Source organism: Bradyrhizobium sp. Ec3.3, assembly GCF_000472925.1.
In the GTDB taxonomy this organism is placed as follows: domain Bacteria; phylum Pseudomonadota; class Alphaproteobacteria; order Rhizobiales; family Xanthobacteraceae; genus Bradyrhizobium.
Map to the genome: position 1 here is coordinate 129090 of NZ_KI421477.1, position 24301 is coordinate 153390.

Consider the following 24301-nt stretch of genomic DNA (forward strand, 5'->3'; position numbering starts at 1 on the left):
CTGCCGCAATGGCCGAACCGCAGCGCGCGCGACCGAAACCGACGCCGGAGACACAGCATTTCTGGGACGGCACGAAAGCGGGCGAGCTGCGCCTGCAACGCTGCGACGCCTGCGCGCATGTCTATTTCCCGCCGCGTCCGTTCTGCACCTCCTGCGCCTCGCGCAAAGTCTCTGTCTTCAAGGCGAGCGGCAAGGGTTTTCTCTACAGCTACGTGATCAATCACCGCCCCGCCGCGCCGGGCTTCACGCCGCCTTACGCGATCGCGGTGGTCGAGCTTGCGGAGGGACCGCGGATGATGAGCAACATCATCGACTGTCCGCAGACGCCGGAAGCGCTCGAGCTCGACATGAAGCTCGAGGTCGCCTTCCAGAAGCTCGACGACGCCATCACCCTCCCCGTGTTCCGTCCGGCGAAGGGATAGGCCATGCGCAGGAACCAAGTCGCCGTCGTGGGCGCGGCCGAAACAACCGAGCTCGGCGTCATCCCCAACATGTCGCAGCTCCAGCTTCATGCGGATGCAGCGCTCAATGCCATTGCGGACGCTGGACTGAAGCTCTGCGACATCGACGGCTTTGCCACCGCCGTCGAGACCCCGCAGCAGGTCTGCCATTATCTCGGCATCAAGCCGACCTGGGTCGACGGTACGTCGGTCGGCGGCTGCTCGTTCATGCTGCATGTCCGTCACGCGGCCGCAGCGATCGAGGCCGGCCTGTGCAAGACCGTGCTGATCACCCATGCCGAGAGCGGCAAGTCGATGATCGGCAAGCAGCCGCGCTTTACCGCGCCGGACAGCCTCAACGGCCAGTTCGAAGCCCCCTTCGGCGTGTACGGGCCACCCAGCATGTTCCCGATTCCCGTGCTGCGCTTCATGAAGACCTACGGCATCACCCACGAGCAGCTTGCGATGGTGGCGGTGGTGCAGCGGGAATGGGCGGCGAAGAATCCGCGCGCGATGATGAAGGAGCCGATCACGATCGCTGATGTCCTCAACTCGCGCATGATCGCCTATCCGTTCCGGCTGCTGCAATGCTGCCTCGTCACCGACGGCGGCGGCGCGCTGATCCTGACCTCGGCCGACCGCGCCAAGGATTTTCCGAGCAAGCCGGTCTACATCATGGGCACCGGCGAGAGCGTCGAGACGCCGATGGTCAGCCAGATGGGGACCTTTAATTCCTCGCGTGCCTTCAAGGTCGCGGGGCCCCTTGCCTTCAAGGAAGCCGGCATCGCGCATGGGGACGTCGACCATCTCATGATCTACGATGCCTTTGCGCATCTGCCCCTGTTCGGCCTCGGCGATCTCGGCTTCATGCCCTATGAGGAGACCGGCAGTTTCATTGCCGACGGCAACACGCGGCCGGGCGGCAAGCTGCCGATCAACACCAATGGCGGCGGCCTCTCCTACATGCATTCGGGCATGTACGGCATGTACGCGCTGCAGGAGAGCGTGCGCCAGATGCGCGGCATCGCGCCGGCGCAGGTGCCCAACGCAAAGATTTCGGTGTGCCACGGCGTCGGCGGCATGTTCGCTGCGAGCGGCACTATCGTGTTTACGAACGAAAGGTAGGCATCTGTCATTCCACATTGCGCAATTGCGCAATGGGGGCGTCGCGTAAGTGACGAGCCCGGAATCCATAACCACGATCGGGAGTATGGATTCCGGGCCTGCGCCTTGCGGCGCATCCCGGAATGACGACGGAAGTTGGATCGATAGCGGAGAACCCACATGACGAATTCACTGCAGGACAAGGTCGTCGTCGTCACCGGCGCAGGGCGCGGCATCGGACGCGAGATCGCGCTGCTGTGCGCGGCCGAGGGCGCCAAGGTCGTCGTCAACGATCCCGGCGGCGCATCGGATGGCTCGGGCTCCAGCGCCGCACCCGCCGAGGAGGTGGTCGAGGAGATCAAGAAACGCGGTGGCACGGCGGTCGCCAATTTCGAGAGCGTCGCGGAAGCCATTCCCGCCAGCAAGATCGTCAAGACCGCGACCGATCATTTCGGCCGGCTCGACGGCGTCGTCAACAACGCCGGCATTCTGCGCGACATGATCTTCCACCGCATGAGCGTGGAAGCCTTCGAGGCCGTCATCAAGGTGCACCTGATGGGCTCGTTCTACGTCTCCCACGCCGCCGCACGGCTGTTCCGCGAGCAGGAGAGCGGCTCCTTCGTGCACTTCACCTCGACCTCCGGTCTGATCGGCAATTTTGGCCAAGCCAACTATGCCGCCGCCAAGCTCGGTATCGTCGGCCTGTCGAAGTCGATCGCGCTCGACATGAACCGCTTCAACGTGCGCTCGAACTGCGTCTCGCCGTTCGCCTGGAGCCGCATGATCGGCACCATCCCGACCGAGACCGAGGCCGAGAAGGCGCGCGTCGCGAAAATCCAGAAGATGGGGCCCGAATTGATCGCGCCGGTCGTCGCCTATCTCCTCAGTGACGCCGCCAAGGACGTCACCGGGCAGATCTTTGCCGTGCGCATGAACGAAATCTTCCTGATGAGCCAGTCGCGCCCCATCCGCTCGGTCCAGAGCAGCGACGGCTGGACGCCGCAGTCGATCGCCGAGCATGCGATGCCGGCGCTCAAGGGCTCGTTCTACAAGCTCGATCGCTCGGCCGACATCTTCACCTGGGATCCGGTGTGAACATCCGCCTGTCATTCCGGGCGGCTCGCAGAGCCGAACCCGGAATGACAGGCGGTGAAGCTAGCCCGTATTCCGCAAGCCCGCCGAGATGCCGTTGATGGTGAGCTGAATACCGCGCAGCACCTGCTCGTCCGGATTCTGCGCGCGGTGCTCCTTCAAGAGCTCGACCTGCACGTGGTTGAGCGGGTCGAGATAAGGGAAGCGGTGGCGCACGGAGCGCTCGAGCAGAGGGTTGCCCTGGAGCAGCCGGTCCTGGCCCATGATATCGAGCAGCGTCTCGATGCATGAATGCCATTCGCGGCGGATGCGGCCGAAAATCTTCTCGCGCAAGGCTTCGTCCGGCACGAGCTCCGCATAGCGCGAGGCGATCGCGATCGAGCTCTTTGCGAGCACCATGTCCATGTTCGACAGCAGCATGCGGAAGAACGGCCATTCCTTGTAGAGCTCTTTGAGGAACGGCATGCCCTTGTCGGGGTGCTCCGCGATCCAGGTCTCGACCGCGCTGCCAAAACCGTACCAGCCAGGCAGCATCAGGCGGCACTGCGCCCACGAGAACACCCAGGGGATCGCGCGCAGATCCTCGATCGCGCGGGTCTTTTTTCGCGAGGCCGGGCGGCTGCCGATGTTGAGCGTCGCGATCTCGTTGATCACGGTCGACGACCAGAAATAATCGACGAAGCCGTCGGTCTCGTAGACGAGGCCGCGATAGGCCTTGAATGCGAGGCTCGACAGTTCATCCATCGCGGCCAGATATTCGCGCCGCGGCGCGCTCTGGCGCGGATGCAACAGGCTCGCCTCCAGCGTCGCAGCCGCAAGGATCTCCAGATTGTTGCGGCCGACTTCGGCGTTGGAATATTTCGACGAGATGATCTCGCCCTGCTCGGTGATGCGGATCTGGCCGTTCACAGCGCCACCCGGCTGCGCGATGATGGCGTCATAGCTCGGTCCGCCACCACGGCCAACCGAGCCGCCGCGGCCGTGGAACAGGCGCAGGCGCACGCCATGGCGCTCGAACACTTCGACGAGATTGATCTCCGCCTTATAGAGCTCCCAGCCCGAGGTGACGAAGCCGCCATCCTTGTTGCTGTCGGAATAGCCGAGCATCACCTCCTGCACGCTGCCGCGGCTGTCGACCAGACGGCGGTAGTCGTGCAGCGAGAGCATGCGGTCCATGATGCCGGAGGAGGCCTGCAAGTCCTCGATGGTCTCGAACAGCGGCACGACGTTGATGGCGCTGCGCCCCGACGGATTGACGAGACCGACCTCCTTGAGCAGAACGGCCACTTCGAGCATGTCCGACATGCCCTTGCACATCGAGATGATGCACTGGGGGATGGCGTCCGAGCCGAACTTCGCATGTGCTTCCGCGGCGGCATGGAAGACGTTGAGCTCGCCCATCGTCTCGTCGCTGTATTTGACGAATTGCGAGACCAGCGAGCGCGTGCTGCGCAATTCGTTGGTGAGCAGCGCAATGCGCGCCTCCTCGCCGAGCGCGAGATAGGACATGCCGGGGTTTGCCGCATCGATCAGCTCGGCGATGGTGCGCTCGTGCACCGCCGAGTTCTGGCGGATGTCGAGCCTTGCCAGATGGAAGCCGAAGCAATCCACCGCGCGCCGCAACAGTCGCAAGCGGCCGCGGGCGATGACGCGGGCATTGTTCGAGATCAGCGAGCGGTGCAGCACGTCGAGATCGGCCTGCAATTCCCTGACGCTCTCGTACGGCGCACCCTTGCCGACCGGCCTGCGGGTGATCTCGACCTGGAGCTTTTCGGCCGTCGCGGTCAGACGGGCATAAATGCCGGAGACCGCGAGGCGATAGGGCTCGCCGCTCCGGTGCGGCGAAGTGTCGGGCGAGCGCTCGGCGAGCGCGCGCAGCTCCTCGGAAACGTCGGCGAGATGCGCCGCGATCGACAATTCCGAGCCGAGCACGTGCAGCTCGTTGAGATAGAACTGCATCACCCGGCTCGATTGCAGCCGCAGCGTGCCGCGCATCACGTCGGCGGTGACGAACGGATTGCCGTCGCGGTCGCCGCCGATCCAGCTTCCCATGCGCAGGAACGAGGCGAGCTCGGCGGCCGCCTGCTCGCCGCCCTCCTCCAGCCGGTCCTCCAGCGCGTTGATGAGGCGCGGGACCTCGCGAAGGAAGGTGTAGTCATAGAACGACAGGCCGTTGCCGACCTCGTCGAGCACGGTGAGCTTGGTCCGGCGCAACAGATTGGTCTGCCACAGCGTCAGCACCTCGCGCCGCAACTGCTCGTCGCTGGCCGCGGCCTCGTCTGCCGTCATGGCAAGGCGCTCGCGGCTGTCCAGCAGCGCCGCGATCTCCATCTCGCGGTCCATGGTGCTCTTGCGGCGGACCTCGGTCGGATGCGCCGTCAGCACCGGGCTGACGAGGGCCTCCTTGAAAAAGTTGCGTAACGCGTCGGCGCCCACGCCCGCGCTCTTGGCATGGCCCAGCGTCTCGGCCAGTACGCCCGATCCGCCGCGTGATCCAGTTTCCTTGGCCGCGCTGCGGGCGCGCATCTGGCGGATGTTGTTCTGGTCCTCGGCGATGTTGGCGAGGTGCGAGAAATAGCTGAAGGCGCGGACGATGCGCAGAGTATCGGGGATCGACATGCTGTCGAGGATCTGCTCGAGCTCGCGGCGGGCGAGCCGGTCCTCGTCACGGTGGAACCGGATCGAGGTCTGGCGGATGCGCTCGACCAGGTCGAACACGTCCGCGCCCTCCTGGTCACGTACCGTGTCGCCGAGGATGCGCCCGAGCAGGCGGATATCGTCCCGCAGCCGGACATCCGCCTCCAGCGCCTGGGCCTCCTCGGCGCGGTTGGAACGGTCGATCGCTGCGTCCGATGGTACGGTCTGGAGGGACATGGCTAAATTCCCTTCGAAGTCCCTTGGCTTCCCGGCCCAGCGAGTGTGCAAGTTTTTTGCCGCGGTGCAAGATAAACTTGGAGGCGGTGCACACCGGAGCCAAACGGGCAAAGTCGTACAGATTGGTTTGCCCGAACGGTGCAAGCGGACTTCCATTTCCTCGAAATCAACCCCATGCAAAGTAGGGCTTGCCCGACGTATCCAACCAGAAACACAAGATATTGTGGCCCGTCGGCGCTAGGCCGGTACGATCGCTTTGCCGATCGGCCAGAGCGCGATGCCCGCGAGCTTCAGATGGGCCCAGGCGAAGGGGATGCCGATGATGGTAACCGCCAGGATCACGGCGGTAACGAGGTGGCCGAGCGCCAGCCACCAGCCGGCGAGCAGGAACCAGATGATATTGCCAAGCAACCCGAGCGGGCCAGTGCCGATATCGCTCGCGCCGGTGACCTCGTCGCGCCGCACCGCCTTTGAGCCGAACGGCAGCAGCGTGTAGACGGCGATGTTGAACGCCGCCCGCGCCCAGGGCAGGCCGACGATGGTGATGGCCATGATGACGGAAGCCACCAGCCAGCCGAACGCCATCCAGGCACCGCCGATGAGAATCCAGAGCAAGTTGAGCAGGATAGAAACCGGAGCCATGGGATAATCCGCGGTCAATGATCGTGCTTGTATAAGCCCGAAAGCTATCGCTGCGAAGACATCTCCGAGATCGGCTCCCGTTTGACCACGCGCAACTTTCGCCACCCACTCGTGGCGGCGAGGCTCGTCGGAAATGAAGCGAAGCACATCTCGATTGATCTAAATCAACATCGCAGGATGCGACTTCTAGTTTCAATTTGGCGCGTGAGGAGATTTCGCCATGCGCGAGTTCAAGTACCTCTCGATCGCAACTTTTCTGCTCGTTGGAGGTCCGCTGTCGGACAGCGTGCCTTTCCGCTCAATCGCAAAAGCTGCCGACGAAACGCCGAAGGACATGCTGGCAGCTCAAATCCGCAGCCAAGGTATCGTTTGCAACAAGCCACAGCGTGCGAACCGGGACACCGCGCGATCAAAGCCGGATCACGAGGTCTGGGTTCTGACGTGTGACAACGCAACGTACAGGATCAGCCGATATCCCGACATGGCTGCAAAGGTGGAGCAATTGCGATAGCCACATCGTCGATCAAGGGCGCGATAAGCCATGCCGGGTTCAGGTCCATCCCGCAGCCGGAGAAAGCAATGCCCAAATCGATCAACGAAAACAACTCGAACTCAGACAAGAGCAAGCTCAATCGCCGCGATATGTTGATGGCCAGCACCGCCGTTGCAGAGCGCACGGGGTGGCCCGACAGCGGGACCAAGTTCGGGGCACAATAATATTTCGACTGGTTCAAATACGAATTCTGGCGGTTCGTATTCGTTCAGCAGCAAGTCGAGAAGCTCGCTCAGACCGCGATCGAGTTTCCGCCAATGCAGCGGGGTGCGAGCTTCAATCTCGATGCGGTGAAAGCCACGATAGAGGCAGCCAGGACGGCAATGGCCAAATAGCTCATTCAACTGGATGAATCAATACGCCCTTGGCCGGCGGGCCCGCGCGAGGCGCGGCCCCGTTGGCTTTCACAGGACTCCGCGCCCGCTGTTCGGTCCTATCAGATCTTCCGGCCCGCCTGCTCCCAATAGGGGTCGCGCAGGCGGCGCTTGAAAATTTTTCCGGAATCTTCGCGCGGCAATTGGGCTCGGATCTCCACGTGCTTCGGCACCTTGTAGTCGGCCAAGTGTGCCTTCAGGCTGGCGCGGATGGAAACCTCATCCAGTATCACGCCGGCTTGCGGTTCGACCACCGCCATCAGCGCCTCGCCGAACTCGGCATCGGGGATGCCGAATACCGCGCAATCGTGCACGCCGGGGATGGCGTGCAGCACGGCTTCGATCTCGGCCGGATAGATGTTGACGCCGCCCGAGATCACCATGTCGCGCTTGCGGTCGCAGATGAAGACGTAGCCGTCCGCGTCGATATAACCGACATCGCCCGAGGTGATGAAGCCGTCGCGGTCGATCTCGGTGCGCTTGTCCGGCTTGTTGTGATAGGTGAAGTCCGTGCTCTCGCGCATGCGCGAATAGATTTCGCCGATCTCGCCGACATCGAGCACGCGGCCATCTTCGCCAATGAAACGCAGCTCGGCGCCGGGTGAGATTTTGCCGACCGTGCCGGGCTTCTTCAACGCATCCTCTGACGTGGCGAAGGTCACGGCGCCGGATTCGGTCGAGCCGTAGAATTCGTGGATCACCGGCCCCCACCATTCGATCATGGCGCGCTTGACGTCGGGCGGGCACGGCGCGGCGGCGTGGATCACATGGCGCAGCGAGAAGACGTCGTATTTTTCGCGCACCGCCTCGGGCAGCTTCATCAGGCGGATGAACATGGTCGGCACCATGAAGATGGTGTCGATCGAAAAGCGCTCGATCAGCGCCAGAAACTCTTCCGGCTCGAACCGCGGCATCAGCACCAGCGCGCCGCCGAGCCGCCCTGCGCGAATGCCGAACGAGTTCGGCGCGGAATGGTAGAGCGGTCCCGGCAATAGCGCGCGGGATCCGGGCTTCAGGCCATAGATCATCGCGCGCATGCGCTCTCCGGCAGCTTGCTGCTCCGGCGTCGGCGCGTGCCGGCGCACGCCCTTCGGATGGCCCGTGGTGCCCGACGTGTAGATCATGTTCATCGGCTGCGGCACGACGGGACCGTCATAGGGCTGGAATTGCGCAAGCCATGCCTCGAAATCGATCGCAAAATCCGGTGTTGCCGGATGACCGGGATCGATCTTGTAGGTGTTCAATATCTCAGGCGGCGTCGGCACGCTGAGCACGATGACGCCTTCAGGGATCGCCTCACGCAGGCTATGCAGCATGTCGGCATGCGCGATCAAAACCCGCGTGCCGGAGTCTTGCAGGATGTAGTTGATCTCGTCCGGTTTGAAATGCCAGTTGATCGGAACGCCGTAGGCACCCAGCCGCATCGCCGCGTAGGCGGCTTCCAGGAAGGCGATGTCGTTGCGCATGAGCATGCAGACGCAATCGCCTTGTCTGACGCCGAACTTGGCGAGGCCGCTTGCGATGCGGTTCGCGCGGTCGGCGACTGCGGCGTTGCTGCGGCGACGCTCGCCGGAGGCGAGGCCAAGGAAGAGTTGGGACGTTTCGCTCATTGTTGTTTTCCGATCTTTCGTCGGGTTTTAAGGGCGTGGACACAATGCGGTCGTCATTCCGGGGCGCGACGAAGTCGCGAGCTATGATGCGCAATTGCGCATCTGAGAATCCATACTCCCGATGGTGGTTATGGATTCCGGGCTCGATGCTCCGGGCCGCGCTCGCGCGGTCCCGTCGCATCGCCCCGGAATGACAGAGTCAATTTATTCATCAGCAAACCTCGGTGCGCGCTTCTCCATATTGGCCCGAACGGCTTCGGTCTGGTTCGCACTGCCGATCAGTTTTTGCTGCTCGACGGATTCGGCGAGCAGCGCGGGAGCCGGATCGACCGAAAGAGTATTCAGCATGCGCTTTGCCGCGCGGATCGCATCCGGGCTCTTGCCGGCGATCTCGCGCGCGACTTCGAGCGCCGCGATGCGCGGATCATCGCAAATACGCGTTGCGAGGCCGTATGACATCGCCTCCTGCGCCGAGAAGATGCGCCCCGTGTAAGTGAGCTCGCGCAGAATGTCGTCTCGCACGAGCGAAGCCAGGATCGGCGTGCCCGCCATGTCGGGCACGAGGCCCCATTTGATCTCCATGATCGACATCCGCGTATCGGGCGCGACGAAGCGCATGTCGGCGCCGAGCGCGAGCTGGAAGCCGCCGCCGAAGGCGACGCCATGCACCGCCGCGATGACAGGCACCGGGAGCTGACGCCAGCCCCACACCGCCTGCTGCGCAAAATTCGCCTTGCCGTGCGTGCGCGCGGTGAGATCGCGATTTTCGCCACCCGGAATTCCGTTGCCGCCCTTCTCCTTCATGGCGGCAAAACGACCCATGTCGAGGCCAGCGCAGAACGCCCGCCCCTCGCCTGAGAGCACCACGGCGCGCACGCCTTTTTCTTTGGAAAGACGGTCGGTTGCGTCGACCAATGCCTGAAACATCGTCTGATCCAGCGCATTCATCTTGTCCGCCCTCACAAGGCGCACGTCGGCGACGCCTTCCGAAATCGAAATCGAGACGCGCTCTTCCATCGACGAATTCTCCCCTGATCTTGAACGGCAGCCGCTTTACAGAAAGGCGGCGGCCGGATTTAGTCAATCGACCAATTAACTCATAAATCCACCGAGGGAAACGCCATGTTCAAGGAAAATCTTCTGGCCGGCCGGCGCATCCTTGTGACCGGCGGCGGCACCGGTCTCGGCAAATCGATGGCGGCGCGCTTTCTCCAGCTCGGCGCCGAGGTGCACATCTGTGGCCGGCGCAAGATCGTGTGCGACGAGACCGCGACCGAGCTGATGGATCTCTACGGCGGCCGCGTCACCAGCCACGGGGTCGACATCCGCAACGCGCTCGCGGTCGAGGAGATGATCGAGAACATCTTTCGCGATGGCGCGCTGACCGACCTCATCAACAACGCCGCCGGCAACTTCATCTCGCGCACGGAAGAGCTCTCGCCGCGCGGCTTCGATGCAGTCGCCAACATCGTCATGCACGGCACGTTCTACGTGACGCACGCGGTGGGCAAGCGCTGGATCGCCGCGAAGCAGCCGGGCAACGTCGTCTCGATCACCGTGACCTGGGTGCGCAACGGCTCGCCTTACGTCGTGCCGTCGGCGATGAGCAAGTCGGCGATCCACGCCATGACGATGTCGCTTGCGACCGAATGGGGCCGCCACGGCATCCGGCTGAACACGATCGCGCCCGGCGAAATTCCAACCGAGGGCATGAGCAAACGCATCAAGCCGGGCGATGAGGCCGGCGCGCGCACCAAGGCGATGAACCCGATGGGCCGCGTCGGCACCATGGAGGAACTACAGAACCTCGCTGTGTTCCTGATCTCCGGCGGCTGCGACTGGATCAACGGCGAGACCATCGCCATGGACGGCGCGCAGGCGCTCGCCATGGGCGGCAATTTCTACCAGCTCCGCGACTGGAGCGACGACGACTGGAACACCGCCCGCGAGAGTATCAAGGCGCAAAACGAGAAGGACCGGGCCGCGCGGGGGTGACCTCGTGCCCCGGACGCAGCGCAGCGCGCCGCACTTGCGGCGTGGTGCGCTGCTGAGCCGGGGCCCATCTCGGCCACATCAAGTCTGGGTCCCGGCTCTGCGCAGCAACGCTCCGCGTTGCAGCGCGTCCGGGACACGAAACCATCCAGCCTTTACCTTGTCTTCGCGCGAAGACTTTCCGGCGCCAACTGCGCGAGCCGGATAGAGCGGGGAAGGACCGGCGGGTGAATTGATCTCAATCGTCGTCCCGGGGCGCGCACAGCGCGAGCCCGGGACCCATAACCACAGGGCATTATTTTGGTATTCGGTGAAACCCGCCGAAACTAAGAAAACGCTTTGAAAGTAGGCCTTTTTGCTTAGGCTTGTTGCGGGCTGTTTCTGCGGGCTTCGCCAAATCTAGGGCCCGGCCCTAGGGCTTTCAGCGTCCGCACGACAAACTGAAACCCCAAAAGCCGGGCCCTTTGGTCTCAAGCCTTAGGAGCCGAAACCACATGAAACTACCACCATCAATGGGCCCGCTGGCAAGCGGGCGCGCAACGGCAGCCTCATTCTGACCGACCGCCTCTGCAAGAAGCGTGTCGCCAAACGGGTCAAGCTCTACGACCGCAAATGCCCCGGTCTCTACGGCAGCATCATCCCGGCGGGCACGACGACGTTCAATTTCAAGTTCACCGACCCGGCCGACGGCAAGCAGCGCTCGACCGTGTTGGGCGTCTATAACCCCGAGACCTTCACCGTCGAGCACGCCCGCAGTGCCGTCTATGCGCTCAAGGCCCGTCTCGGCAACGGCGAGAACATCGCCGAGGGCCTGCGGCAACAGAAGATCCTGAAGACCAAGCGCGGCCGGGCCGTCGACGACATCATCGCCGAGCGGATCGAATGGATGAAAACGCCGGTCATTAAGCCGGACGGCGAGATGCGGCCCCGGCTGGAGAGTTGGGAGACGACCGCGAGCAATCTGCGGCGGTTTTTAAGCCCCCGGCTGGGAAAGAAACTCGCCACCGAGGTCACCAAGCACAATATCGCCACGCTCTCGAACGACATCGTCGCCGGAAAGTTCGGCGTCCCGTCAACCAGCAATGCGCGGCAGATGCGCAAAGCGGCGTCGGCGCTATTCAATTGGGCGGCGGAAGCAGGCCGCGACTACGTGACCGCCAGCCCCTGCGTCAACCTGCCGAAGCTTGACCCGGAGCATCCGCGCACGCGGGTATTGTCCGAGGAGGAGATCAGGATTTTCTGGCACGGCCTCGACCGCGAGGATTTGCCATGGGACCGCCGGACCCGGCTGGCGCTCAAGTTCGAGTTGGTCACCATGCTGCGCTCGAATGAACTGCTCGGCGCACACCGGAACGAGCTGTTCGATCTCAAGGGCGAGCATCCCCGCTTTGACGTGCCGCTGAAGCGAGTCAAGAAGCGCCGCGTGATCCAGCAGCCGCTATCAAATCTCGCGGTCGAGATCATCAAGGAGGCGCTGACCAGCGACAAGCAACAGTTTGTCTTTGCCAGCCCTCTCGGTGACCAGCGGATGAATCGCAAGGTGATGGCGGTAGCGCTTCGCGGCACCAAACACACCGATGGCAAGCGCAAGGGACAGACAAAAACCCCGGGTATCTGCGCGCTGCTCGGCCTGAAGCCGTTCACACCGCACGATCTACGCCGCACTAGCGCGACCTTGGCCGGTGACCTCGGCTTCGATGATGCGTGGATCGCGAAGTGTCTTGACCACGCCGCGAGCAATAAGGGCGAGCAGGTCGTGCCCAGCGTCACTGGAAAGGTCTACAATCATTCAAAGCGGATGAAGGAAAAGCGTGCGGTGCTCGACGGCATCGCAGCGGAGCTGCGGCGGATCATCGGGACTACGGCCGAGGGTAGGTTGAAGATGGCGGCGTGAAAGCCCCTCCCGCCGCCGCCGCGCGCAAGACGCCGGGCCAATGCATGCCGCTGCCGGAGCTTCCTGATCAGCTCCCGCAGATCGGACCCCTGTGCCGGTTCAGCGCCCGCATGGTCCCGACGCGCACGAACATGGTCGGACCACCGCCCTCGGCCACCAGCATCAGCGCCTCCATCGCTGCTTGCCATTGTTCACGTCAAAAGCTTGGTCGCTCGCGCGTCGGGGGGCAGGAAAGGTTGGCGGCGGGTCTCGCACCGGGTATAGCGCCGCAACTACGGTACCCAAATCGTTCCTGCAACGTCGGTCAGCTTTTGCGATCTCAAGTGTTCGCTTGGAAAGAAAATGCGAGGGTTGGCGCCTAACTCCTGCTGGAGCAGCGCGACCAATCTGCCAAGAGCGATTTTGCCTCGACGGAGCTTGGAAGGATCAGAGCTGTAGTCGTTTTTTGCTTTGATAGCTATTGCACCATGATTTGGCGGCTCGCCGCCTGCCTGACGCTTTCGGAAAGCTTCTGTCGTGCGCTGATTTACAATCGCTTCGATCGACTTGTCAGTCGTTTCGTCAGTTGCTTGGTCAATCAGTCGCTGAATACGCTCGACTGACACACTAGGATTGTCTAGAGCGCCTAGCTCAAGCAGAACCTCAGTCGTGTTGATATCGGGCGAGTCGACCTTGGTTCCCTTGCTCAACCAGATAATTGATGCTCGGTCTTTCATAGAGTTTAGGACATGGCGAGAGTGGGTGCTGATGAGTGCTTGAAACCCGCGTTCTGATGCGAGCTGGAAGATAAGATCGCAGAGTACTCGCTGATTGTCTGGGTGGAGGTGCGAATCTGGCTCATCGAGAATCAGGACCCGTGGCTGGAACAGCGAGATGTAAGCAAGAATTTGGGCCGCCTGCAGAACCGAGGTGCCCGCTGCGTCGATGGGCAGCCGAGGTCCACCGGGAAACTGAAAGTAGACAGTTATGTTTTCGTCAGTAGATTCATCAAAATCGACCTCGACTTGAATGCCCTCAAAGATCGATTGCATATCGTCGATAAACCCGGCCCACTGAGTATCCGACGCCTTCAGCATGCGAAGCACGTTGCGGAGCGTGAGATTCGCGTCGCCCCTTGCCACAAAGCGGCGAACCAACCCAGGGGACATGTACTTTTCTTCTTTCGGTACTCCCGCGAGGCCAGGCGCATAAATGGTGAACGGTTGAGTCACTGACATAAGCTGTTCGCCGATGATCCTTCCCGTAATCGAGACCGCAATATTCCGATTGCGGCCGCGACGGAGGCCGACAATACAGCGCTGCCCATCGTTGCCTTGCAATTCGATCTCGATTTGCGTCTGCCTCGGCTCTTGCAAAGCGCCGCCTATCGCGAGCGAGTGGACGTCGGCCACAGGCGAGTAGAGCAATTGAGATGGGTTGAAAGAAAGCTGGAACGCGTCATTCTGCCAGGCAACGCCTTCACCCACTAGGCGGGCGGTTTGCGCGATCGAGACGGCGAAGTGGATTGCTTGGAGTATGCTACTCTTTCCGGAATTGTTAGCCCCAATGAGAAGCGTGACGTCATCAAGTGGAATTTCGATTTCGTCGATACGCTTAAACCGACGTATCACAACAGATGAGAGGCGGGGCACGTGGTGGGAGTCCGGCTGGTTGGAGATAGGCGCGGATGTGACCTTAAACGTTTCGCCTGTATTGATGCAACCAGGGAGCGTTGCCGTCCAGGGCGACCCGCGATTGGCCTGTTAACCCGAATACCTATCGAATCGCCGTGCTTCACCCCGCGAATGTATCCGCGCCCGCTGGCATTGCTAGAATTCGGCTTGGTGCTCGGTTGGATATTCGCAGGCTTCAAACGTCGGCCGGGCATCTAAAGACACTTGGGGTGCATAACTCGGCGCGAGATCGCCCCCATCGCCATATCTGGCACTTGCATTTTTCACCTTTGCTGCCTCTGCTAGTATCGCAAATTCCGGAGGATCAACCGGTGAGCGATCTCGAACGGACATCGCGCCGCCTTCGCGGCCCGACCGCGCGCGGTTTCTCACTATGGCTTTCCTTGGCTGGAATCTAACACCGCGTCCGGCGTTTTCGCAGTTCGGCAATCAGCCGTGCCTGCGCCCGGCTAGCCTCGATGCCGCGAGCGCGGTTGTAATGTCGCGTCGTCGTGCGCAGGTCGTTATGCGCGAGCAGATCTTTGCTGACAGCGATTTGCGATGGCTTGGCGATCGCCCAGGTGGTCGCCGCAGCGTCACGCAGATCGTGCGGTGATAGACGAAGGCCAAGGTGCTCGGACGAAAGTCTGGCGAGGACACGACCGAACGTTTGATGGCTCAAAGCGCCTTCCGCTTGGCGGCTCAGCCACAGCGCGTCGCCCGCGCGTCCGCGCTGCAGCCATGGACGTATCACTTCAAGATACAGCTCGAGATATTCATTCAAAATCTCCGGGACCGCGAACTCGATCGGTGTTCTGGTTTTCGTTTCGGATCTTGGAATGATGATGAACCACTCATCCTGTTCTCGGACCAAATGGCGGCCGATCTCGAGCCCAAGACAATTCTTCGCGCGGAGTGGGATGAACGCGAGAAGCGCGATCATCAACCCGTTCCGATAACCAGCCGCAATGGATTCCGTCAACTTCCCACCTTCCAGAGGCTGGCTTTCGATCATCAATTCCAAGCCAAGCTTCAACACCGGAATGCTAGTGATCACCGGCGCAGAAACCGTCGACTTGGGAACCGCCGCATGGAGACGCCCGGTGATATCTCTGAGCCAAGTCCAGTCGCGCTCGGGCATCATCATATGGGCTGCACCGTATAGTCTCGTAATGTGGTCCGCGAGACTGCGGGCGGCGTTCGTCCGCGCGAGGTACGATGTAAACGCTCGAATTCGCTCGGCGTTTAAGCGCTCTGCCGGCGCGAGGTGCAATGCGAGGGGCTCCTCGCGTGCCAAGAACCCCAGAAACCTCCTCCATGCATGCCACCTCGCATCCAGAGTAACCTTGGACAGGCGCGCTGCTCCTGCGTTGCTGAATGGATCACCGTCCGAAACAGCGTGCGACCAGAGCTTTTGGTCTGTCAGCGGCCAATCTCGCCACGGGAGTTCTTGGATGGCGACCCCACGAGATCTAGGCATTTGCGTTGCCTCGCTTTGGCGCCCGGCGCCGTTGCGCGGCCTTCGGTTCGCGCAGTTGCATGATCAAATCGGCGTGCGCACGTCCAGCCGCCAATGTGTCTATGCCGGCGTAGAAGCGGGACGTGGTCTGAGGGTTTTTATGGCCGAGGAGTTGCCGGACCTGTTCGAGCGCGCCACGGTTCGCCTTCAAAGTGATCTTCGCTGCCAGATGCCGAAATTGGTGGGGCGTGCAAACCACGCCAAGATATTCGCGCGTGGCTTTTTTAATGCTGGCCGCGACTCGCGACTTCGCGCGAGGGGCACCGTTTGGTTGAATGAACAGACGGTCGGGTCGCGAGCCGGTGAACGTGGGGGCGATCTCGTTGCGAAACAGCAGCAGTCGGTCTGCAAGCGATTTAGGAATTTCGAAGTCCTGCGCTTGGAGGTTTTTGGTCTCGTTGCTCGAGAACGCCACGCACACCGATTTCCGTGGATGTTGCGGCCAATGGAAGTGCTTGCGGAAGTCCAACGACCATAAGTTCTCAATTCTCACCGGCATGTGCAGTAGCAGATCGATCGCGAGCGCTGTCTGCAGATCGACGAATGCCCGCCGCGGCGATCTTGCCGAGTTGCGCTGCGCATTCCGCCAAAGTCGATCCGGCAGCTCGACAAGTTTTAAAAGCAAGCGCGGGTCATCAAACTTACGTAGGAGCGCGCTGTTCTTCTCGGTCATTCCGATCTGTGCAGTAGCAACCTTGCTGAGGAGCGTTTTCAATGCCGCGATCTGATCAGGTGGGGCCTTCACCCATTCAGACGCGATCGTTATCAACGTGACCAGGGCATTCGATGCATAGAGGGAAAGCTTGCGTCCGTCGACCTGCCAACGATGCCGCACGAGGGCCGTGACTGTTGGGACCTCCACAAGCAGTGCTAGAGAAGTTAGCGTCGCAACATCGATGCCGGCGGCAATCGCGTCGGTCGCGGCCGACCGGATGTGATTGCGTCGCAATTCCCGTGTCAGCGGTGCCAGGGCACGTTTCCGGGAAGTTGCGTCAAGAGGATCTGTAACTGCGCACCACTCAAAGTACCGTCCGACGTCGGCCTGAAACTGGGGCGGCAATGCGTCCCAGCGAACCCACTTGGGTGTTTTTTTTGTTGGCGGCAATACAACGCGCTTCAGTTTCAGATCGGGTTGCAGGTCCGCCAAGCTATTCCAAATTGATACGAGAGAGCGATGCTGCCAACGAAAGTCACGAATAAGGGTGTAGCGATCGAGGTCGGCCACGAATTGTTCAATCGTGTGCCCATCCACGGCTTCCGGGAAAATCCGGCGCAGAGTTGCCCAGCGGACGAAGCGCGAAAGCCCGTTCCGCGCTTTCGGACGGGTGATGCGGCTGTAAAGATCGGTCCAGGCCGGATCAAGTGGCAGCTTCGAGGTTCTGAGTATTGGTCGAAGCCCCGAGGCTCCGATTGCCGTTAGAAGATCGCTGCGCAAATTGGCCCAGCGCTTGCGACTGACCTTGGCCGCGGCCGGTACGATGCGATCAAACGTCTCACGTATTTCGCCGAAGTCGAGCGTGATCGAGTTCGGGGCGCGGTCGGTGAGTTTGGCGTAGGTCGTGATGGCCGACCGCAAGTCCCGACGGCGGGTCGGCGATAGAGCCGGGTCGGCGGCCAGCCGCTCCAGCACATGACCGAAGGTGATTAGGTCGCCGCTTACTGGCTTCGTTGTCTGGCTCAAATTCACTTTCTCCGTTACGACACGCCGCGACAGGACGGTGACCTGAGCTGCCAGAACCCGAAATTCGGGAAGACTATGCGAGCAAATACCGAACATGTAGTTCGTTGGAGTTTTCCCGATTCTTTGTAAGCCTCTGACAGGAGGAGACAAAATAGGACGGCGGCGACCGGTTAAAACCCGCGTCTAGTCGCCAAGAATCGTTGCAGGTCGATCTCTCCGACGCGGACGAGCCGGCCGAACCGGTGGGCAACAAGCTCCCCTGTCTCGATCCACCGACTGACTGTGCGGGTCGATACGCCCAACTGCTCGGCTACGTCCTTGATGGACACGAAGCGTTGCGGCGGCATGGCCCCTGGGCCCTTGGAGCGTCGCCCGCCGAACCGTTTGCGGGATTGCTTGCTCATCGGTGACCCCTTACTCGCAGATAGCTCGTCGCGGATATTGATGCCGCGGACCGGGCCAATCTCTGCAACCGCAAAAGAGTCAGGCTGATTTCGAATTCGGCCTCGAGGATTGTCGGAGCACGCCTCCGGGGCCACAACCCCAGGACTGCGCGCATCGTTCTTGGAACGTTTGTGATGGCGATGGGCCGGCATTTTGGTAACCTCACCCAGTAGGCGCGGATTTCATCTCCATCGCATGACGGCGCGTGGAGTAGCGACGCGACACTCCATGAGTGTCTGAGAGGACAAGACAAAATAAGACTGGAGCGATGAAAACCCGCGTCGGAATGCTCGTAAGTCATTCTCTCCGATGCAGACGCGCCCGCCGATTTTGTGAGCGACAAGCCCTAAGTGGATCCACCGACAGACTGTCCTGGTCGATACGTATAGTCGGTCGGCGACGTCCTTGATGGACATGAATCGTTGCGGCGGCCTGGCCCCTGGGCCCTTGGAGCGTCCCCGCCGGACCTGACGCTCGATTGCTTCCTCATCAGCGCCTCCTTGCGATTTGTCGTCACAGATACCGCCGCTCCGACCTGAAACCATGCTATCATTATTGAGTTTGTTTTCAACCGCACAAAATATCGTGATAAAATAGGCTATGAAGCGAGCAAAAACAAAGGTGGCCAAACGGCCGCGCGGGCGCCCCGCCAAGTACCGCGCGAAGCGCATCACCATCACCGTGCGCCTGCAAGAACCGATCTATCAGCAAGTGGCGGCTGCCGCCGACGCACACGGCCGCTCAATCAGCGAGGAATTCGAACAGCGCATCAATCGCTCGTTCGAGGACGAAGCGGCGTTCCCCGATCCAGAACTTCGTCAACTTGCTATTCGATTGATCACACGTTTCTCGGATGCGGGGCGTCTCTCGGAGATGAAGCGATCCGGCACTGCCCGGCCAGTGAACGAGTGGATCAAGGATCCCGACAGCTACGAAGGCGCAATGCTCGCGGTCATCGAGCATCTGCTGGTAACCAAGCCAGGGATGTCGGACTTCCAAGTCTGGGACACCGTCAGCTGGCTGCGGACTCTTTCGGTTGATACCACTGCGCGACAATTGAGAGACATTTTCATCAAGCAGGGCGATGACACGCCGACCAACACGAGCACAAAGGACAAGGAGCAAAAATGATGGTGGGAAAGGTTGAGAAGCGCATTCCGCGATCCGGCTAATCACGTACCGCGCACCCTATGTCGACGCGACCGGCAAGCGGCGCTCCCATTTGTGGTTCGAGCTTAGGCGAAGCGATGCGAGGTTTTGCACGGCGTCCTGCCGTGCGATGTCCTCAGCAAAATAGAAGGCTTGGCTAGAACGAACTTGGAAGGAAGTTCGTGATGATCGCAGCAAAACAAGCAGAAGCTCAGGCCGGCACCACGGATAGCTCCGGACCGCGACGCATGCTGAACGAAAAGCAGGTCCTACAGATTGTCCCGGTCAGCCGCACTACGCTTTTCAGGTTGGAGAAGGCAGGCCGGTTTCCACGATCGACCTACATCAGCCCGAACCGCAGGGTATGGTTCGAGGACGAGATTATCGCTTGGCAAAACGCCGTCGATGAGCTCGATCCGCACAGAAGACGGGGTAAGGGTCGCCGGGCTTCGCTTGGTGCGTCATAGCGCGCGCACTGCTGCTCTTGAGGACAAAGCAGAAACGCGTTCTCTGCGAAGTGTTTCGCGCAGCGTCGAGAGTGTCGCAACTGCCCTACCTCTCAAAGCACTGAAGGAAGCCACATGAAGTATCACAGCAAGGAGTGGCACAAGTTCATGGAGGAACGCGCAGCCGCGGGCAAACTAATCGATCCTGCCACGGCGGAGTTGACCTGGGGTTGGGCACAGATGGCAGATCCATATGGGGTGTTGGAGGATCTTCCCCACGAGTGGGACTGTGTGGGTCGCGCCTATTTCCTGCGCGGGCCCAACAGTGACATTTGGGTCCACACCAGCAGTTTGCCCAAGGAGGCACAAAGCGAGTTTACTTCCCCAAAGGTGATCCAGCTAAAGCACGTATCATCTGCGAGGGAAGAGACGTGGAGCCTTGCAAGTCGTTCGTTGCACCGTTTCACCTCGCTATTGACCAACAGGATCGCATCTGGGTTTCCAATTTCATTAGCGACTGGGTTACTCGATTCCCTGCCTCCGACCCAAGTAAGGCGGAGACGTTCAAGGTTGGTATCAGCCCCGGCGGGACGGCGGTTGACGGTCAGGGCAATCTTTGGGTTGCCAGCCACTTCGGCAGCCGCGAGCTTGCTTGGTTGACCGTCGGTCGCGCGGCGTTGCTTGCGTTGCGAGGAGATAATCCCGATCCCCTACTGGTGCGCGAGATGGTCGCGGTGCGTCCCGGCCCCGACGGTGGCGCCGTCGTAGTTCTGCGCCCCGATGGCACGTGGGCGCGGCCGCCGGTGTACGGTAACGGCATTGTCGTTCCATGGGCGATCGCCATTGACGGCAACGACCGCGTCTGGGTCTCCAACTTCTCCAACCCGCCGGACTCTATTGCCGGACTCTGCGGCTACCGCATCGAGACCTGCCCGCCCGGCATGAAGATGGGCGATCCTATATCGCCGCCGGGCGGCTTTGTCGGCGGCGGGATGCACATGCACGTGGACATCGCCATCGATCCGGCGGGGGATGTATGGGTGGGTAACAATTGGCAGATGTACCAGGCCGCGCTGGAACATGTTGACGAGGCGCAGACCACGCTCGGCGGTGGTCAGGGACTGGTGGCGTTCTACGGCATGGCCAAACCGGTGCGCACGCCGCTGATTGGACCGCCGCGGAAGTCCGAGTGACATAATTGACGTTGAGCCGGACGCCGGTCGCGACGAACTAGGCTCCGCGCTTTGGTGTCAGCAGTGTGGGGATCTCGGATGCAATGCCTTCGATCGGGCATAGGGCCCAGCGTTTTTGGATACGGCGGCATGTAGGTGTTGGGGGCGGGTGCCGCTGTACTGCCGCTTCCTGCTCAAACTTCAACGAGGGAGATGCAACCATGGCATACAGCCACAACGATCCGAGTCTTAAAACCGGAGACGGCGGCCTCACCGTTTGGACTCTTCAGGATATGGCTCGAGCAAACCGGTTCGACGAGCTGGACAACATGTTCAAGAATGGACTGAACATGGACGCGCTGCCTGTAGGCTATTCGGCAGGCGCGGGCCTTGCGAAGCCAGACATCGGGGGCAAGTATGTTTCACAACTGCTGAACTTTCTCACCATCAAGGGCAAGTATCTCAATGTCGACAGCAACCAGCTCGTTGCCGATGCCACAGAATACTTCGTCGGGAAGTGTTGGCGAGGAAAGATATTCTTCCCGTCGAACAACAAGAGAGTTTCGAAAGGAAGAAACCGAATCAAGGAAAGCTTGCTCGTTCCCAGCTCCCCCATCATACCCCAGGCGAAATTTGATACCATGCTGCTCGACAGCCATCCTCTAGCGAAAGGCGCAACATCGAACCTCGTGGTCTTGAGTTACACGGACCCGCAAACGAGGCCGTATTGGGCGGAATTGGTTGCCACCAAGATTCAGGGCTACGATGTCCAGGTGGCGGTAAAAGGCAAATATGGACCTATCTATATTGGACAGACCTTGGTTTGGAAAGTACGACAAGCAGGGAGAGTTCATCGCGTCTGATCCCGACAAGTCGGTCGCGTTCTATTTCCTCGATTTCAACGAGGGCGCGCTCAAAGAACAACGGGAAGAGCACTGGGATGGCACCAAGGAAGACGTCCTGGATCCTCTTCCCTTAGTTGACAATTGAACCAAGCGTCTGTGGCATTGCGGTCTACCATCGCCATGGCGTCGAGGAGGCGAGACGACCTAGGACTGCGCTCCGAGGGCGGGCAGGCAACAATGATCGGTGAACACATTGAACTCGTTCTGATCGTCACCGGCGCCGTCACGGCGATTGCACTTTTTCAGTTTATCGCCCCGGCTCCGGTGCTTCGCATGATTTACGGTGAGGCACCGACCGACGAGGTCGGCTTGACCGTAGCGCGTCATTGGGGCCTGCTCACTTTCTTGATCGGGGCGCTGCTCATCTATGCAGCGTTTCATCCTCCGATTCGTGGGCCAGTGATGGTCGTCGGGGTGATCGAGAAAGCGGCGCTGGCCCTGGGCATATTCGGCACCTCCTTGCGTTCGCGTCCTGCCGCAGCGTCGGCGGCTGCAGGCGATTCTCTCATGGCGCTCATCTATGTCCTCTATCTGACGGGTTTCTAAGCCCCATGCCGTCGCGCTCAGGCCCGCAAACTGCTCGCGAAGGACGTAGTGCCCACGATCTCCTCTTGAACTAAAGGCGCGACAATGACCCCACCGCTTCCGGAACCAAGCAAACAGCCGACCAGCGCGGAGACGCCATCTACAAAGACTCTCAAATTTTCCAAACAGCGCCTAGCCCTTGCCTTTGCCATCGCAGGCATCTCCGATGCCATTGGTGCATTCGTAACTCCGCTGCCGCCGATCGGGTGGGTTACAGATGTTGCGACGGCATTGCTGCTGTTCTTGGTGCTGGGCCGGCAGTGGCTGCTATTGCCGGGACTTGCTCTGGAAGCCATTCCGGGCTTTGGCGTACTTCCATTCTGGCTGCTGGTGGTTGGAGCCATTGCTGTCCTGGGCACTCCTCGACCGACGTTTGAACGGCACTAGGACTACGCCACTTCGCATAGCCCTGCGTCGCTTCAGTGTGTCTGGTTTTGGCCCTTCGCTACATATTGCACCGCCACGCACCATTGGTCGCTAACGGGGCATAGCGGAAATCGACAGGCCGACGACTATTGCAGAGGCCGACGCTCGTGACCCCTAACGGACGTCACCGTTGTCGTGATGAATGTCCGCTTTCTGCGTGATAAAGCGGACATGGGATTGAGCTAGCGGCTTCCTATGATCGTTTGTTCCTGCAACATCCTAAGCGACACCGAGGTGCGAACTGTGGCCAACACTGCGACGCGCCGAACCACCAGCTATGTCTTTAGCTGCCTTGGCTGCAGAGCTCAGTGCGGTCGCTGCGCCCGTACCATCCGAGAAATCATGGACGAGGTATTTGACAGAGCGAAAGTCCGCTCGCAAAGTAGCGGTGATACGCCATTCCGAAAACGTCGCGCTTGATTTGCAACAGAACCCGAGGTTGACCCGAAGCGGTCCTTCGAGGCACCTCACATCCCCACGGTAAAGTGCTAAGCTCTATCTTCCCACAGGCGTGACCCTTGCAGGGAGGGATGCATGCGACGGCGGGAATTCATCGCAGGCACTGCGGCACTGCTCGTTTCACCACGGCGTTCACTCGCACAGGGGACGCCTCGCCGGGTCGGCTATCTTGATAGCGCGCCCCTGTACTTGCCAAATTTCAAGGTGTGGCAGGACAGCATGCGCGATCATGGCTGGATCGAAGGGAAGAACCTGATCGTTGAGTACCGGTCGGCCGAGAATCATGCCGAGCGCCTAGCGCCTCTAGCGAACGAACTTGTCGCCCTCAAGCCCGATGTGCTCTTTGGCCCGGGCACGCCAGTAGCTTTAGCCCTGAAACCGGCAACAGCCAGCATTCCGATTGTAGCCATTGCTGTCGATCCCGTGGGGCTCGGCCTCGTCCAAAGCCTGTCGCATCCAGGCGGCAACGTAACTGGTCTTGCGTCCTTCGTCCCGGGAGAGATCGTTGGCAAAACGATAGAAAAGCTGCGGCAAATGGTTCCTACCGCCTCGAAAATTGCGATCTTGGTCAATCCGGACAATCCAATGCACAGGTTGCACGTAGTCGAGGACATACCCCAACTTGTCCAGAAACTAGGCGTCGCGCTGCCGATAGTGGAGGCGACCACGGCCGAGGAACTTGACATCGCCTTTGCCTCGGCCGCAGCCCAGCAGCCCGATGCCATAGTTGTCATGGGCGATGCCTTGATGGTTAACAACGTCACACGCGTTACCGCGCTGGCGGCGAAGCATCGTCTGCCCGCGATTTACCTATTCCGACTATTTGCCACCAATGGCGGTTTGGTTTCATACGGCCCCGATATAGCCAATAGCCTCCGCCGTGCAGGCGACTACGTCGATAAGATCCTCAAAGGCACCAAGCCTGCCGATCTGCCGGTTGAGCAGCCGACCAAATTCGAACTGGTGATCAACCTCAAGACTGCAAAGGCGCTTGGCCTCACCATACCGCCCTCGTTTCTCGCCCTTGCAGACGAAGTAATCGAATAGAGAGGCGGTTATTTGCTGCGGCGCATGAGTCCGAAAATGGCCCTTCGCGACATATTGCACCGCCATGCACCATTGGTCGCTAACGGGGCATAGCGGAAATCAACAGGCCGACATCTATTGCAGAGTTCGACGCTCATGACCCTGGCTGTGTAAAAACGCGAAGGATTGAAACACGGCTAGAATTACATTCTGCAGTTTGTCATCTAAGTTGAAATCGCTTGCGAGCTTGAGCGCCAGAGCG

The 24301-nt window shown here is 60.7% G+C and carries 23 protein-coding genes and 1 pseudogene; 15 read left to right on the plus strand and 9 right to left on the minus strand.

Translation table 11 applies throughout. The features are described from left to right. The first annotated feature begins 8 nt into the window (after positions 1–8). The 3 genes from YUU_RS0146530 to YUU_RS0146540 all read left to right on the plus strand — a co-directional run bounded on the left by YUU_RS0146530 (position 9) and on the right by YUU_RS0146540 (position 2639). Positions 9–422, plus strand: coding sequence for a Zn-ribbon domain-containing OB-fold protein (locus YUU_RS0146530; protein WP_027528229.1), 414 nt, complete (start codon positions 9–11; stop codon positions 420–422). A gap of 3 nt (positions 423–425) precedes the next feature. Beyond that, on the plus strand, positions 426–1565 hold the full coding sequence (locus tag YUU_RS0146535; RefSeq protein ID WP_027528230.1) for a thiolase: 1140 nt from the start codon (positions 426–428) through the stop codon (positions 1563–1565). A 159-nt stretch (positions 1566–1724) separates the two neighbouring features. Next, positions 1725–2639: an SDR family NAD(P)-dependent oxidoreductase gene (locus YUU_RS0146540; RefSeq protein ID WP_027528231.1), complete on the plus strand. Its 915-nt coding sequence runs from the start codon at positions 1725–1727 to the stop codon at positions 2637–2639. Positions 2640–2699: 60 nt separating this feature from the next. Here YUU_RS0146540 and ppc read toward each other — a convergent pair whose 3' ends face one another. Both ppc and YUU_RS0146550 read right to left on the minus strand, forming a co-directional pair. After that, positions 2700–5510, minus strand: a complete 2811-nt coding sequence (gene ppc, locus YUU_RS0146545; protein WP_027528232.1) for a phosphoenolpyruvate carboxylase — start codon at positions 5508–5510, stop codon at positions 2700–2702. A 237-nt stretch (positions 5511–5747) separates the two neighbouring features. Next, entirely contained in the window at positions 5748–6152 is a 405-nt protein-coding gene (locus YUU_RS0146550) for a YccF domain-containing protein (RefSeq protein ID WP_027528233.1), read from the minus strand. Positions 6153–6372: 220 nt separating this feature from the next. Between YUU_RS0146550 and YUU_RS0146555 the strand changes: the two genes are divergently transcribed. The 3 genes and pseudogenes from YUU_RS0146555 to YUU_RS58100 form a co-directional block, all read left to right on the plus strand. Then, positions 6373–6663, plus strand: a complete 291-nt coding sequence (locus tag YUU_RS0146555; RefSeq protein WP_027528234.1) for a hypothetical protein — start codon at positions 6373–6375, stop codon at positions 6661–6663. 68 nt (positions 6664–6731) lie between these two features. Continuing rightward, positions 6732–6869, plus strand: a complete 138-nt coding sequence (locus YUU_RS62225; RefSeq protein ID WP_245288335.1) for a hypothetical protein — start codon at positions 6732–6734, stop codon at positions 6867–6869. Further along, a pseudogene (locus YUU_RS58100) lies at positions 6870–7040 on the plus strand (arylsulfatase); the annotation flags it as partial. A 101-nt stretch (positions 7041–7141) separates the two neighbouring features. On the opposite strand, the gene YUU_RS0146565 reads toward YUU_RS58100, so the two are convergent. Both YUU_RS0146565 and YUU_RS0146570 read right to left on the minus strand, forming a co-directional pair. Next, positions 7142–8689 (minus strand): acyl-CoA synthetase, encoded by a 1548-nt coding sequence (locus YUU_RS0146565; protein WP_027528235.1) that lies wholly within the window; start codon positions 8687–8689, stop codon positions 7142–7144. A gap of 204 nt (positions 8690–8893) precedes the next feature. Next, complete coding sequence (locus tag YUU_RS0146570; RefSeq protein WP_027528236.1) at positions 8894–9706, minus strand: crotonase/enoyl-CoA hydratase family protein; 813 nt, start codon at positions 9704–9706, stop codon at positions 8894–8896. 105 nt (positions 9707–9811) lie between these two features. Between YUU_RS0146570 and YUU_RS0146575 the strand changes: the two genes are divergently transcribed. After that, a complete protein-coding gene (locus YUU_RS0146575) occupies positions 9812–10684 on the plus strand; it encodes an SDR family oxidoreductase (protein ID WP_027528237.1) in 873 nt (290 codons plus the stop codon). A 550-nt stretch (positions 10685–11234) separates the two neighbouring features. After that, positions 11235–12575 carry a tyrosine-type recombinase/integrase gene (locus tag YUU_RS0146580; protein WP_371260614.1) on the plus strand — a complete coding sequence of 447 codons (1341 nt, stop codon included), beginning with the start codon at positions 11235–11237 and terminating at the stop codon, positions 12573–12575. A gap of 272 nt (positions 12576–12847) precedes the next feature. On the opposite strand, the gene YUU_RS0146590 is transcribed toward YUU_RS0146580, so the two are convergent. The 5 genes from YUU_RS0146590 to YUU_RS63190 all read right to left on the minus strand — a co-directional run bounded on the left by YUU_RS0146590 (position 12848) and on the right by YUU_RS63190 (position 18548). Beyond that, positions 12848–14206, minus strand: a complete 1359-nt coding sequence (locus YUU_RS0146590) for an AAA family ATPase (RefSeq protein WP_084802025.1) — start codon at positions 14204–14206, stop codon at positions 12848–12850. Between the two features lie 436 nt (positions 14207–14642). Continuing rightward, positions 14643–15374 (minus strand): site-specific integrase, encoded by a 732-nt coding sequence (locus YUU_RS55695; protein ID WP_027528240.1) that lies wholly within the window; start codon positions 15372–15374, stop codon positions 14643–14645. A gap of 325 nt (positions 15375–15699) precedes the next feature. Next, complete coding sequence (locus YUU_RS0146605; RefSeq protein WP_198031985.1) at positions 15700–17427, minus strand: site-specific integrase; 1728 nt, start codon at positions 17425–17427, stop codon at positions 15700–15702. Positions 17428–17597: 170 nt separating this feature from the next. Beyond that, positions 17598–18023: a helix-turn-helix domain-containing protein gene (locus tag YUU_RS63185; RefSeq protein WP_084802029.1), complete on the minus strand. Its 426-nt coding sequence runs from the start codon at positions 18021–18023 to the stop codon at positions 17598–17600. Positions 18024–18053: 30 nt separating this feature from the next. Beyond that, on the minus strand, positions 18054–18548 hold the full coding sequence (locus tag YUU_RS63190; RefSeq protein WP_371260612.1) for a helix-turn-helix domain-containing protein: 495 nt from the start codon (positions 18546–18548) through the stop codon (positions 18054–18056). Here YUU_RS63190 and YUU_RS0146615 point away from each other — a divergent pair. The 7 genes from YUU_RS0146615 to YUU_RS0146645 all read left to right on the plus strand — a co-directional run bounded on the left by YUU_RS0146615 (position 18472) and on the right by YUU_RS0146645 (position 24060). Next, positions 18472–19002, plus strand: a complete 531-nt coding sequence (locus YUU_RS0146615) for an Arc family DNA-binding protein (RefSeq protein ID WP_027528242.1) — start codon at positions 18472–18474, stop codon at positions 19000–19002. The two genes, YUU_RS63190 and YUU_RS0146615, sit on opposite strands and share 77 nt — an antisense overlap. 203 nt (positions 19003–19205) lie before the next feature. Then, the gene (locus YUU_RS54620) at positions 19206–19487 is read left to right on the plus strand and encodes an AlpA family transcriptional regulator (protein ID WP_035665318.1); all 282 of its coding nucleotides are present in this window, start codon (positions 19206–19208) and stop codon (positions 19485–19487) included. Between the two features lie 410 nt (positions 19488–19897). Continuing rightward, entirely contained in the window at positions 19898–20659 is a 762-nt protein-coding gene (locus YUU_RS59940) for a hypothetical protein (RefSeq protein ID WP_156944955.1), read from the plus strand. A gap of 200 nt (positions 20660–20859) precedes the next feature. After that, complete coding sequence (locus tag YUU_RS0146630) at positions 20860–21501, plus strand: hypothetical protein (protein WP_027528244.1); 642 nt, start codon at positions 20860–20862, stop codon at positions 21499–21501. A 219-nt stretch (positions 21502–21720) separates the two neighbouring features. Then, positions 21721–22089: a hypothetical protein gene (locus YUU_RS55700; RefSeq protein WP_051390297.1), complete on the plus strand. Its 369-nt coding sequence runs from the start codon at positions 21721–21723 to the stop codon at positions 22087–22089. A gap of 84 nt (positions 22090–22173) precedes the next feature. Next, positions 22174–22515, plus strand: a complete 342-nt coding sequence (locus YUU_RS0146640; RefSeq protein WP_027528245.1) for a hypothetical protein — start codon at positions 22174–22176, stop codon at positions 22513–22515. Positions 22516–23088: 573 nt separating this feature from the next. Then, a complete protein-coding gene (locus tag YUU_RS0146645; protein WP_027528246.1) occupies positions 23089–24060 on the plus strand; it encodes an ABC transporter substrate-binding protein in 972 nt (323 codons plus the stop codon). The last annotated feature ends 241 nt before the right edge of the window (positions 24061–24301 follow it).